Source organism: Arthrobacter sp. efr-133-TYG-120, assembly GCF_030209785.1.
GTDB lineage: Bacteria > Actinomycetota > Actinomycetes > Actinomycetales > Micrococcaceae > Arthrobacter.
Map to the genome: position 1 here is coordinate 80,194 of NZ_JARVRI010000026.1, position 12,122 is coordinate 92,315.

Annotated in this window: 12 protein-coding genes; 10 read left to right on the top strand and 2 right to left on the bottom strand. The window is 59.6% G+C overall.

Annotated features, from left to right (window positions below; translation table 11 throughout):
* Positions 1 to 12: 12 nt before the first annotated feature.
* The gene (locus QRN51_RS14865; RefSeq protein WP_284990626.1) at positions 13 to 633 is read right to left on the bottom strand and encodes a response regulator transcription factor; all 621 of its coding nucleotides are present in this window, start codon (positions 631 to 633) and stop codon (positions 13 to 15) included.
* Between the two features lie 211 nt (positions 634 to 844).
* Between QRN51_RS14865 and QRN51_RS14870 the strand changes: the two genes are divergently transcribed.
* From QRN51_RS14870 to QRN51_RS14880, 3 genes are read left to right on the top strand one after another with little or no spacing between them, the layout of a single operon-like run.
* The gene (locus tag QRN51_RS14870; RefSeq protein WP_284990627.1) at positions 845 to 1,078 is read left to right on the top strand and encodes a PNPOx family protein; all 234 of its coding nucleotides are present in this window, start codon (positions 845 to 847) and stop codon (positions 1,076 to 1,078) included.
* Positions 1,075 to 2,376, top strand: coding sequence for an amidase (locus tag QRN51_RS14875; RefSeq protein WP_284990628.1), 1,302 nt, complete (start codon positions 1,075 to 1,077; stop codon positions 2,374 to 2,376). The genes QRN51_RS14870 and QRN51_RS14875 overlap by 4 nt, the downstream gene beginning before the upstream one ends.
* Before the next feature lie 46 nt (positions 2,377 to 2,422).
* Positions 2,423 to 3,919, top strand: coding sequence for an MFS transporter (locus QRN51_RS14880; protein WP_284990629.1), 1,497 nt, complete (start codon positions 2,423 to 2,425; stop codon positions 3,917 to 3,919).
* A gap of 82 nt (positions 3,920 to 4,001) precedes the next feature.
* On the opposite strand, the gene QRN51_RS14885 is transcribed toward QRN51_RS14880, so the two are convergent.
* Entirely contained in the window at positions 4,002 to 4,268 is a 267-nt protein-coding gene (locus QRN51_RS14885; RefSeq protein ID WP_284990630.1) for a hypothetical protein, read from the bottom strand.
* A 208-nt stretch (positions 4,269 to 4,476) separates the two neighbouring features.
* Here QRN51_RS14885 and QRN51_RS14890 point away from each other — a divergent pair, with 208 nt between their 5' ends.
* The 7 genes from QRN51_RS14890 (at position 4,477) to QRN51_RS14920 (ending at position 12,020) form a co-directional block, all read left to right on the top strand.
* Positions 4,477 to 5,580 (top strand): mandelate racemase/muconate lactonizing enzyme family protein, encoded by a 1,104-nt coding sequence (locus tag QRN51_RS14890; RefSeq protein WP_284990631.1) that lies wholly within the window; start codon positions 4,477 to 4,479, stop codon positions 5,578 to 5,580.
* 35 nt (positions 5,581 to 5,615) lie between these two features.
* A complete protein-coding gene (catC, locus tag QRN51_RS14895) occupies positions 5,616 to 5,903 on the top strand; it encodes a muconolactone Delta-isomerase (protein WP_284990632.1) in 288 nt (95 codons plus the stop codon).
* 51 nt (positions 5,904 to 5,954) lie between these two features.
* Positions 5,955 to 6,803, top strand: coding sequence for a catechol 1,2-dioxygenase (gene catA / locus QRN51_RS14900; protein ID WP_284990633.1), 849 nt, complete (start codon positions 5,955 to 5,957; stop codon positions 6,801 to 6,803).
* 250 nt (positions 6,804 to 7,053) lie between these two features.
* Positions 7,054 to 7,611, top strand: coding sequence for a nuclear transport factor 2 family protein (locus QRN51_RS14905; protein ID WP_284990634.1), 558 nt, complete (start codon positions 7,054 to 7,056; stop codon positions 7,609 to 7,611).
* A 110-nt stretch (positions 7,612 to 7,721) separates the two neighbouring features.
* The gene (locus tag QRN51_RS14910) at positions 7,722 to 8,963 is read left to right on the top strand and encodes a maleylacetate reductase (protein ID WP_284990635.1); all 1,242 of its coding nucleotides are present in this window, start codon (positions 7,722 to 7,724) and stop codon (positions 8,961 to 8,963) included.
* A gap of 332 nt (positions 8,964 to 9,295) precedes the next feature.
* Positions 9,296 to 10,584 (top strand): IS3 family transposase gene (locus QRN51_RS14915; RefSeq protein WP_284990636.1). Its coding sequence is split into 2 segments (ribosomal slippage): positions 9,296 to 9,569 and positions 9,569 to 10,584, totalling 1,290 coding nucleotides; the frame shifts between segments, so codons are not numbered across the junction.
* Positions 10,585 to 11,510: 926 nt separating this feature from the next.
* Positions 11,511 to 12,020: an SRPBCC family protein gene (locus tag QRN51_RS14920; RefSeq protein WP_284990637.1), complete on the top strand. Its 510-nt coding sequence runs from the start codon at positions 11,511 to 11,513 to the stop codon at positions 12,018 to 12,020.
* Positions 12,021 to 12,122 lie beyond the last annotated feature (102 nt).

Consider the following 12,122-nt stretch of genomic DNA (forward strand, 5'->3'; position numbering starts at 1 on the left):
ATCACCAGACTTTTACATCACGGGCACCTGGTGCTGCAGGATGTCGCGCACAAGCGTGGCAATGCTATCCGCGCCGGTTTTAGCCTTGATGCGCGTCCTGTGGACATCGATCGTTTTCACACTCGTACCGAGCTTCCGGGCGATGTTTTGGCTCGGAAGACCATCGATGACCAGTGCAAGTATTTCCCGCTCGCGGGGAGTCAAACTGGCAATTCGTTTCATGATTTCCCGCCGTCCGCGGTCGGCTTCGAAGCGCTCCTGAGCCAGCCCCAACGTTTCCTGAACCACGTCCAGCATGTGCTGGGGATCGTAGGGCTTTTCCAGAAAGTTCATAGCACCCTGCCGCAACGCCTTCACTGACATCCGTATGTCTCCATGTGCTGAGACAAAAATGATGGGAATCGGTGAGGAAAGCTGGTTCAAGGTCTCCTGGAGCTGGAACCCGCCAGTTCTGGGCATCCGAACATCCAACACCAGGCACGCCGGCAACTCCGGATCGTACTCTGCAAGAAACGTGGCCACGTCGTTGTAGATCCGGGACTTGATGTTCACCGACTCGAGCAGCCACGACAGCGAGGCGCACAGCTCCTCATCATCGTCAACGATGTACACGAGAGCTTCAGGTGAATCCATGGATAACGACCTTGCAAGGGGAAAATGGGCTTCCTTTGAAACTACCTACCCTGCAACCCGGCAGTCAACGAAGGTCGTGTAAAGATGTCACCTACTTTGCTAAGGCGAACACTAAAGCCTGCTGGGACAAATCGCAATACTCATTAACCAGAAACCATCCTAGATTCCTATTAAAGGAATTCACGAAACGACCGGTTTCCGGTCATGGCGGATGGAGAAACAAAATGCCCGAAATTTCCCAGATCCAGAAAGATTTCCGCTCCGCGATGGCCCACCTGCCGGCGGCGGTAAACGCCGCATCAGCGACCGCACCACGCAGGGGTCCCATTCGGTGATTTTCGTCCAAGTGGACCGCATTGAGGTCCAGGAGGAGCGTGACAGCCTCGTTTACTTCAAGAGGCAGTTTCATCGCCTTTCCGTGACGCCGGAACTGGTGGCAGTTTGAGAGTCTCCCACAGCCTGCTGGAGCTGACCTCCAACCTCCAAGCCGGGATCCTCACTCCTCATGACGCCGTTCAGGACAGCCTCAAGTCCATCGCCGAAACCGAAGAGTCAGTTCGGGCATGGGTCCTAGTGGATGAGGAAGGTGCCCTCGAGCAAGCATCCGCCCTCAAGGCCTCTGGCGGACCAAAAAAAGGGGCGCTGTGGGGCGTTCCCGTTGCGGTAAAGGACCTCATCGACGTCCAAGGTCTGCCGACGGCGTGCGGGTCCAGCCTGAAAGGCCAAGTTCCTGCCGAGGTCGATGCAGAGTGTGTTCGTCTCCTACGCGATGCAGGTGCCGTGGTACTCGGCAAGACCGTGACGACCGAGTTCGGCTACTTCAGCCCCGGCCCCACCCGCAACCCCGTCAACCCCGAACACACCCCCGGCGGCTCATCCAGCGGCTCGGCCGCCGCCGTCGCAGCCGGCACGGTACCCCTGGCCTTGGGGACGCAAACGGCAGGATCCCTAACCCGCCCCGCGTCCTACTGCGGCGTTGCAGGCTTTGTCGCAGCGCAAGGACAATTTACGATGGCCGGCATTGCCGGATTGAGCAAATCCCTGGATTCCCTCGGGTTATTGGCCCGCAGCGTGAAAGACCTTCGCTATGCCTGGGATGCCCTGAGCGGCCATGACGCAACCGAGACTCAGGACATCCCCGGTTCCGTGGATCTCCTGCTCTGGAACGGCAGCGGGCTGGACGAGCTGACCCTGGGCATGACAGGAGCATTGGACCACGCCTCCAGCGTCCTGAACAGCGGCCACGACATCCACCTGACCGAGTGGACAGACCACGAACTGATCCGCGGTCTGGCGACGGACCACGCCACAGTGATGGCTGCGGAAGCCGCGGTCGAGCGTTCTGCTGAGCTCACTCAACCGGAGGCGGTAAGCCAGGCCTTCATCGATCTTCTCACCGCGGGCTGCGGCATCACGGACGAGGAGTACCATGCTGCCCTCCAGCGCATCGCCGCGTCCCGCCGTATATTTCTGGCATTGCTGGAGCGATTCGATGCGGTGTTGGGCCCGGCAGCCCTGGGGGCGGCACCTCTCGGCAGGAAGTCCTGTTCTCAGCCGACCCTGGCAGGCGATGGGCCTCCCCGCGTTGACCATCCCCGGATTACGGAACAGAAACGGGATGCCCCTTGGTCTGCAGCTCATCGGAGTCCCCGGCCGGGAACCAAAACTCTTCCAAATCGGCGAAAGCATAGAAAAATCCCTCCGCGCTTCGGCCAGCCACCAAATCCAGCCAGCCATCACTAGCAGACACCTGCTACATTCTCACTCGCCCGACAACAAGGAGGCCTAAATGATTTCCTCAACCGCGAAGCCAGGATCCCTGGCGGAGGCCGTTCAAACTGGCCGTATGAACCGGAGGGCGTGGCTGATAACGGTCATGCTCGTTCTCTTCCAGATCATCGCATTTGCCGACAAAGCCGTCCTGGGCCTCGTGGCCCAACAGGCGATACCTGAGCTAGGCATCAGCACGGTGCAATTTGGACTCATCGGCAGCGCCTTTTTCTTTCTGTACGCCATAGCATCAGTGTTCCTCGGGATCTGGGCAGGTAAAGTCCCCATCAAGTGGGTGCTCCTTGCCATGGGACTGAGCTGGGCAATTCTTCAATTTCCGATGCTCTTCGGCGGTGGTGCAGCTGTTCTTCTCGTCACCCGAATCCTGCTTGGCGGTGCCGAAGGACCAGCGACGGCCATCTCACTGTCATCAGCACACTCCTGGTTCCGTCCGGCGGAAAGATCCTTGCCCAGCAACCTCATCGCCATCGGTTCAACCCTCGGGCCTGTGATCGCAGCCCCCCTGCTGGCCGTCGTCATCGTCAATTTCGGTTGGCGCTGGGCCTTCGGCGTATTGGGAATCATCGGACTTCTCTGGACGATAGCCTGGTTCACCCTAGGAGCCGACGGGCCCTATGGCGGCAAGCGACTCAAGTCATCCAAAACGGAGCCCCACCACGGGATCACGGCCCTCGAATCTGAAACAGATGCCGGAACGGAGGCTCCCGCAAGCGCGCCAGAACACGACTCCGCTGAGCAGGACAGACTGGCAGGCATCGATCGTCAGCAACGAGTTCCATGGCGTGCGATCCTCACTTCCGGATCCTTCGTCGTCGCCGTTTTCGCAGGATTCACCAACTTCTGGACGCAGGGATTCCTCACGACCTGGTCCCCCAAATACCTCGCGGGTGTCGTCAATCTCTCACCTGAAATGGTCGCCGTCTTCTTCACTTTCCCCTGGCTCTTCGGCGCCGCCGTCTTGCTCGCCTTGGGCATCCTCGGCCGGTACCTGATGAGGCGTGGCCTCAGCGTATACAAAGCAATTGGTATACCGTTTGGGGTGTCTCTTGCCGTTGCCGGACTGTCCTTCCTTCTCTTGCCTGCAACAACGGGTGCGGCGTCGGTAGTACTCCTGACGGTTGCCGCCGGGTGCAGTGTTATCTACCCCATGGCCCCGAGCGCCATGGCGTATGCAGTAGGACCCCAGCAGAGGCCAGTCCTGATGGCCACGCTGGGAGGCATAGCATCTGTCGGCGCCATCATTTCCCCGACCGCTGTCGGTCTGTTCATGGACAATGCCGGCTACCGAACTCCAAGTCCCGGGCAAAAGGACACGGTCGAAATGATCGCGAACATGACCTCCGGTGTCCACCAATCATTCGGCGTGGCAGGCATGCTGCTGCTGTTGGCCGGCGTTCTGTCCGTCTTCTTTCTGAACCCTGACCGCACGGGCCAACGCCTACAGCGCAAATACGCTCACGTTGCAATCAATAAAAGCAATGTCGCCGCAAACTAAAGACTAAACTCGTCGGACGAAGAGAGGCTCCGCTGGAAAATCCAGCGGAGCCTCTCTTCGTCCGTGCTCTGGAGAGCTTCGTTTACCGCCAGGCGGCGTCCGCAGTCCAAAACTCCATCCCGTTGGCACTCATTCCATGCTGCCACTCTGATGTGCGTTTCAGCCCAGGCTCGACCAGGGCTGTAACAGCATCAGCCGCCATGGGCCCATCCTCATCCACCTGCCAATGAACCCAGTTCACCTCCAGTCCTTGCTCGTCGTGAACAAACAAGTCCACGTGGTGCCAGCCATAGCCAAATGTGTCCATGTAGCAGGTCAAAAACATGCGATGGAAATTCCGTTGTGGCATCCACAGCCTCCTTAGTCTCATTTCTATCGAACGCTACGACGGATTCTCCTGTCGCGATAGGAGAAAAAGCCTTACAAGGCCCCGTGATAGTTCGCCTGTTGGTTGATCCGCCGGGCGACGAAAATTGAGGGGTCAAGAGTCCGCGACGAAGATCCTTGACCCTATCCAGTTAGAAACGACGTCATTGTCACGACCAAAGGTGTTGCTGTTGAAGATAGATCGCATAGAGGCGATCCCCTACTCGATCCCCTATTCAAGGCCTCTCGCTTTCGCAAGCGGCTATGTGAGTGACGCTGAGCATGTGCTCATCCGCATACACACCGACGAAGGAATCACCGGAGTAGCCGATCTTCCCCCTCGTCCCTATACATACGGTGAAACGCAGCAGTCCGCCATGGCCGTCGTAGACACGATTTTCGCGCCCGCAATCCTGGGCTTGGACCCACTGGAGCGCGGCAAGATCCACGCAATCCTCAACCGAACTGTCCACAATCAAACTGCCAAAGGCGCCATCGACATCGCTTTATGGGACATCATTGGGAAGTCCTGCGACAAACCGGTGTCCGGTCTGCTCGGAGGGTACACGGACCGCATGTCAGTGAGCCACATGCTTGGATTCAAACCAGCGTCCGAACTCCTTGACGAAGCAGTCAGGATCAGCGCCGAATACGGCATCAACACCTTCAAACTCAAAGTTGGACGCCGCCCACTCGCGCTAGATATAGAGGCCTGCCACGTACTGAGAGATGGTCTTGGCTCAGAGGTGGACATCTACCTGGATGCAAACCGCGGCTGGACAGCAAATGAGGCTCTGGAGGTCCTACGAAGAACAGAAGGGCTGGGTCTTTCCCTGCTGGAAGAACCTTGCGACGCGAAAGAGACCATGAGCCGGCGCCGTCTCGTTACCAAATCGGCCATCCCCGTCGTAGGTGACGAAAGCGTCCCCACCGCCGGAGACGTCTCGCGGGAACTGCTCTCCGGAGGCTGCAACGCCATCAGCATCAAGACAGCGCGCAGCGGGTTCACAGAAGCACAGCAAATACTGGGACTGTGCACCGGGCTGGGCGTTGACGTCGTCATGGGAAACCAGATCGATTCCCAAATCGGAACGCTGGCCACCATCACCTTCGGGGCGGCACACGAAGCGACCTCCCGCCGGGCCGGCGAACTTTCAAACTTCCTGGACATGTCCGATGACCTGCTGGCAGAACCGCTCACCATCACCAACGGAGCGATTACCGTACGCGACGTCCCAGGAGTAGGGGCCGAGATCGATCCGGACCGGCTCGAACGCTACCGTCAAGACCGCTAGCCGACAGACCAAACACACCTCGGAGGTATCTACCCATGCTTTATCTCGTCAAGATGGACGTGAATATCCCCTCGCAGCTGCCAGCGGCAGAAATTAAAGCCGCTAAAGCCACCGAGAAAGCCCGTTCCCAGGAGTTGCAACGTGACGGGCGATGGGTTCACCTGTGGCGCGTCGTGGGCGCCTACTCAAACTACTCAGTATTCGACGTGGACAGCAACGATGACCTCCACGAAATTCTGCAGGCACTCCCGCTTTACCCCTTCATGAGCATTGAGGTCACACCCCTCGCCAAGCACCCTTCTGCCCTCGATAGCAACAAGTAACCGCCCATGTCAGGTATCGCTGAAGAAGCCTGACACTCAGAAAGGAACACCATGTCCGTAGAAACACAGGCCACAGCCGCTGATTCGGGAGCCAAAGCTACCGAGCGATTCCGGGCCAACAACAGCGTCACCTCCGAAGTCACCACCGAACGGGTCCACCGACTTGCTTCTCGCGCCATCAAGGCCCTGGTCGACACCGTCCTTGAGGAAAAGGTCACCTATGAGGAGTACAACGCCCTTAAGGCCTGGCTGATCGCGGTAGGCGAAACCGGTGAGTGGCCCCTCTTCCTCGACGTATGGGTTGAACATGCTGTCGAGGAAGTGGCCAACGAGAACCGCGAAGGCAGCAAGGGCACCATCGAGGGCCCCTACTACGTACCCGAATCGCCAGTCTCGGAGTCCCCGGGAACGCTCCCGATGCGCGACCATGAGCCGGGGACGCCGCTGGTGCTGCACGGCAAAGTCACCAAAGTCGACGGCAGCCCCCTTGCCGGCGCAAGAGTGGAGATCTGGCACGCAGACGATCTTGGTTTTTACTCACAGTTCGCCCCGGGCATTCCGGAATGGAACCTGCGCGGAACGATCCTCACGGACGCCGAGGGGCGCTATGAGGTCAGCACCGTCCAGCCCGCGCCGTACCAGATCCCTACAGACGGAGCCTGCGGCAAGCTCATCGACGCAGCAGGATGGCACGCCTGGCGGCCAGCACACCTGCACCTGAAGGTCAGTGCCGCTGACCACCAGCTCATCACCACCCAGCTGTACTTCCAGGCCGGCGAACACCTCACCGATGACATTGCATCGGCAGTCAAGCCTGAACTGGTCCTGGACCCGCGGGATAAGGCCGACGGCTCCGGCCGCGAAGTCAGCTACGACTTCGTCCTCGCAACAGCTAACTAACGCAGCCCAGCAATCCTTCGGGACGCCCGGCATGGTCGCGCCCATGAATCTTCAGGAGACCATGCCCGGCAACTGAGCCTTGGAAGCAGTTCTCTCGCCCCACCGTGCCAACGCACAGTTTTGTACGGGAACCGCCTCAATTGCGCAACATGCAGCTGCGCAATTGAGGTGCCTTATGAAGCAACAGCTGCGCGCAGGGGCCAGCATCGTTAAACGATTCCGCGACTAACACCACGATATGGAGATACCGATGTCCGAAGAAGCGTCGCTGGCAAGCTTGGTTCAGCGGATTGAGGTGCTGGAGGCTGAGGCTGAGATCCGCCGCCTCCAGGCCCGCTACATGTTCCTCTGCGACACCCCCTGCCCTGAGTTCGCGGTCCGCGACGACGCGCACCGAATTGACCTGATCGTTGACCTCTACTCCGAGGACGCCGTTTGGGAAGGCGTTGGGGAGTACTACGACAAGCAGTTCGGCCGCGCCGAGGGGCACGAGGCGATCCGCGAACACTTCAGACGCTTCTGGGGTGAGAAGCAGGAACCCGCGCTGCTGCTCAACGCCCACTACCTCACCTCGGAACAAATATACGTCGACGGTGACAACGCCACCGGCCAGTGGATCCATATGCAGCCTTGGCTCTTCTCCGACGGGAAGTCGTTGCTGCGGTCGAGTCGGCTCAACAATTCCTTCCGAAAGACTGACAGCGGCTGGAAATTCACCAGGACCCGCACTGAAAATGTTTTCGTTGCACCACTGTCGGACACCTTCGCCTCGGACTATCCGTCGGCCTCCGTACTGATGGGGCCTTGACGCTGTAAAAGTTCAGCGCGCGACGTGTCGCCCGTTGTGCCCGGGCGCGTCACGACCGGGCCCCCAGCCGCGCTTCCCCGTCCTGTGTCCCTTCGAGAAGGTGCTGAGTCATGACACTTGCGTTCACGCACGAAACACTTAGGCAGCGAATACTTTTTGGCACGGGTAAAGCCACTGTCAACGTGGCCACTGAAATGGACCGGCTGGGAACCACTCGCCCAATGGTGATCGCTGCACCTTCAAAACGGTCCCTGGCGGAGACCGTGGCCGACGGCGTCAACACCGTCCTATGGTGGGACGACGTGAACCAGCACGTGCCCCTCGCAGTGGCCGAGCGCGCCCGCAGCGCAGCGGTTGAGTACGGAGTCGACGTCCTACTCTCCATCGGCGGCGGGTCCACGACCGGATTGGCCAAAGCCGTTGCCCTGACCACTGGAATTCCGATTGTAGCCGTTCCCACTACCTATGCCGGATCGGAAGCAACAAACATATGGGGAATAACAGAGGGCCGCACCAAAACAACAGGCGTCGACGACCGTACCCTCCCCGCCACGGTGATATACGACGCGAACCTCTCCAAGACCCTGCCGGTGGAACTGTCCGTTGCCTCCGGACTCAATGGACTGGCCCACTGCGTAGACTCCCTCTGGGCGCCGCGCACAGATCCGATCAACCAGGCCCTGGCTCTGGAAGGTGCCCGGGTGCTGAACCTCGCCCTGCGCGGGATCGTCCTCGACCCCGGCGACATCGGCTCCCGGGAACAGGCCCTCTACGGGTGCTACCTAGCCGCAGTCGCATTCTCCTCGGCAGGGTCTGGACTGCACCACAAGATTTGCCACGTGCTCGGCGGGACCTTTGAGCTGCCCCATGCCCAGACCCACGCCGCTGTACTGCCCCACGTACTGGCCTTCAACGCTCCAGCCGTGCCCGAACTGGCGCGCCGGCTGGCCACAGCACTGGGATATACACCGGAAGGGGCCGGAGAACATGCGGACCGCGGTGGCCAGCACAAGCTGCACGCCGGCCGAAGCCATGACGGGGCTTCCGCAGCCGCAAGGGCGCTGCTGGGTCTATACACAGCCCTCGACGCCCCTCGCAATCTAGCGACATGCGGCTTTACAACCGCCGGCATCCCCGAAGCTGTAGAGCGGGTAATGGCCGCCGCCCCGCCGTCGAACCCCGTCCCGGTAACTCAACAGGGAATCACGTCCCTACTTCAGCACGCCCTACACGGTATTGCTCCAGGTTCAATAGTCCGCCACGGACGGAAGGCCCAGAACGGTATGGCCGATTTCTGTCTGTCCAAACGATGTGACTGGTCTCCTACTGCTCGATTGCCGGAGGAGAGTTGAGTAAGAAGAGGCTCGGATCCGGGAAGCCCAAGCTTTGAAGATGTCTCACTCGACGACCGCATCTGCGACTTCGGCGGCTGGGACCACTACCAGCAACTTCTGCGGGCCAGGCCATGGATCGCCGCCTCCGCCGGCGTCGTTCCCCTAAGCCCGAGGCAATCGGCTCACGACCATTTCAAGGGGTCACCATGGCTGCAACAAAGCCCAACACTCGGCACCTACCCAAAACCGGTTTTCGGACCCCGAACTGAAGGAGAACTACGAATATGTCGAACGCAAACTGAACCGTCCCGGGTTTGATGCCGCTATCTTCTTTGAGAAAGATAGTGATTATGCCCAAGCAGTTTCCGCCCGAAGTCCGTGACCGTGCAGTGCGCATGACCTTGGATCGGTTGTCCGAATACCCGTCTGTCTATGCCGCCTGCAAGGCACTGGCCCCGAAGCTCGGGGTCGGCCCTGAATCGCTGCGGCGCTGGGTTGTCCAAGCCCAGGTCGATGCCGGCGAGAAGACCGGACCAAGCAGTGACGAGCTGGAGGAAATCAAGCGGCTCCGGGCTGAGGTGCGGGACTTGAAAGAGTCCAACGAGATCCTCAAACAGGCCTCGATTTTCTTCGCGAGGGAGCTCGACCCTCGCCGCCGTTGATCTGTCGATTTATCGACGAAATGCGGGCTGTTGGTTATGCGGTCGAGTCGATCTGTGCCGTCCTGCGGGAGCAGGGCGTGCAGGTCGCCGCACGAACCTACCGGGCGTGGAAGAAACGCCTGCCGGCCCTGCGCACCATCGAAGACGCCCGCGTCACCGATGCACTCCGGGCCTTCAAATTCCCGGATGCGAAGGGGCGCCCCCGGCCCGAGATCATCTACGGGAGGCGGAAGATGACGCAGTGGCTGCGCCGTAACGGGTTCCCGGAAGCCTCCAAACACACCGTGGACCGGCTCATGCGCGAAGAGGGCATGAACGGCCTCGTCAGAGGCCGCAAGACCCGCACGACAATCCCCGGCAAGGACGGCCGCCGCGCCGGCGACCTGCTAAATCGGGACTTCACCGCCCCGGCCCCGAACCAGATCTGGGTAACTGATTTCACCTACGTCCCGGCGTACTCCGGATTTGTCTACGTCGCCCTGGTCATCGACCTGTACTCGCGGGCGATCGTCGGCTGGGAAACCTCAACCGTCAAGGACACCGCGTTCGTCGAACATTGCCTGCGGATGGCACTGTGGCGGCGCGAACACACCGGCCGCCCGGCACCGGCGGGACTGATCCATCACTCAGACGCGGGAAGCCAGTACACCTCGATCCGTTACACCGACACTCTGGCCTTGGAGGGCCTGCAGCCGTCCATTGGCAGCGTCGGTGACGCTTATGACAATGCAGCGGCCGAGACCGTGATGGGGCTGTTCAAGAACGAGGCCGTCGCGAAGGATTCACCGTTCCGCAGCGGGGCGTTGAAGACCGAAACCGACGTGATGGAAATCGTCTTCGAGTGGGTCCACTGGTACAACAACGAACGCCTGCATTCCGCCCTGGATCACCAGACGCCAGAGGAATACGAGCAGACATATTATGATCTACAAACCGGCCTGTTACCCGACGCCGCCGCCAACAAACAGGCGGCATGATTCCCGGGACGGTTCAAACCCAGTGATCACGATTGAAGTCGAGGACCCCGCTTCACGAGACCAACAACTAGACCAGGCCACATCACTACTCCGTGAGACTGCCACTAACTGCGGCATTCTCGTAACCCGGGTCAACTTCACAACATTCACCATCGCTCTTAGCCCAAAAATCCATTTCGGCCACATCCGGGAAGTCGATTTGCTGTAAACGACAGCCTCATGCTGAAGACCCGTTGGAGGGCCACTCTGTGACAAAGTAAGACGAACAAAGCACGAGGACTCCGGGAAGCATCCTTTGTTGATTCGGACAGGACTCGACTCGGAGACACCGTGCCACTGCGAATTTCCGGGAAAGGGGACCACATCGGAACCGTGGAGCCGGTGACAAACGACGGACTCATTATTTGGATCAAGGACGACCTAAATGAGAGAAGACTGTTCCATGTCACGACTGTCAGTCCCTGCGTCTTATCGGATGACAACGACGCTTCGTGAAACACCCTTTGGCGTAGACAGGATGCCTGAACTAGCACGTCACCAACAGCGCCGAGACTTTCCTACACTGACTTCACTTGGACCGGCCCCTTTTTCGTGCTTCGGCAGGTCATTTGTTCCTTGGTCACTCGTATGAGTACGGGCGGCCGCCACGGCAAACTAAAGTACACCCCAATCTGACGTCAGCCGTCCTCATAAGAACTGTCAGATCAGCATCCGAACGGCGCCTCTAGACACGCTTTCTGGAGGGTCATAGATATCATCCTGACAACGTCGGGAGGGGACTTCGGTAGCGGTTGAAGTGGTTTTCCACCTCCGACGCCCCTCTACTTCAACGACTCGTAGGCTATCCGTCCAGCAACACCTCCAAGGCCGTTCGCTCCGTGGTGACTTTTCCTGCACGACAGTGTGCCCTATGCCAAACTACTTTCGTGACTCCACACGTGTACGACCTACGATCAAGTTGGCTCCTCGCGGCCAGCACGGAGGAAGTCTGGGCAATCATCGCCGATGTCCACATGAGCTGGCCGAACTGGTGGCCGAATTGCAGTTTCGCGGGTCCCCTTAATCGAGTGGAACCTGCGAGCAGCAGCCAAGAAGACATCCTCAAGGCCACCACGGCTCACCTGAATTTCAAGGCATCTCTCGGCTACACCCTGACCATCACCATTCACCCAACCGCGGTGGTGACTCCGAGTGAGATTGACTTCGACGCCGGCGGCCACTTGGTCGGCACCGGTCGAGTGACCTTGACCGCGGAAGCCAAACAAACGACGCGAATGGACATCGAATGGCGGGTCCGCCCGACCCAACGCTGGATGAACCTTCTCTCGCCGGTTGCGGCGCCAGCGTTCAAGGCGGCACACGCACACATGATGCGCCAGGGCGAAAGAGGCCTGACAAAAGCTCTCGCGAAACAAAGGTCAGAACACACGAAGTAGACCCGTCTAAAACCGACTAGCCAGCTCCCATCCGCGAGTCCTAACATGGAATGAGTCGGCGGATCCCAGACCCGCTGGATGCACGTCAGATGTGCATCGGAG

Bases quoted from the DNA above. Each gene is read 5' to 3' on its own strand.
- QRN51_RS14865 (WP_284990626.1), bottom strand. From the start codon at position 633: ATGGATTCACCTGAAGCTCTCGTGTACATCGTTGACGATGATGAGGAG.
- QRN51_RS14870 (WP_284990627.1), top strand. From the start codon at position 845: ATGGAGAAACAAAATGCCCGAAATTTCCCAGATCCAGAAAGATTTCCG.
- QRN51_RS14880 (WP_284990629.1), top strand. From the start codon at position 2,423: ATGATTTCCTCAACCGCGAAGCCAGGATCCCTGGCGGAGGCCGTTCAA.
- QRN51_RS14885 (WP_284990630.1), bottom strand. From the start codon at position 4,268: ATGCCACAACGGAATTTCCATCGCATGTTTTTGACCTGCTACATGGAC.
- catC (WP_284990632.1), top strand. From the start codon at position 5,616: ATGCTTTATCTCGTCAAGATGGACGTGAATATCCCCTCGCAGCTGCCA.
- catA (WP_284990633.1), top strand. From the start codon at position 5,955: ATGTCCGTAGAAACACAGGCCACAGCCGCTGATTCGGGAGCCAAAGCT.
- QRN51_RS14905 (WP_284990634.1), top strand. From the start codon at position 7,054: ATGTCCGAAGAAGCGTCGCTGGCAAGCTTGGTTCAGCGGATTGAGGTG.
- QRN51_RS14910 (WP_284990635.1), top strand. From the start codon at position 7,722: ATGACACTTGCGTTCACGCACGAAACACTTAGGCAGCGAATACTTTTT.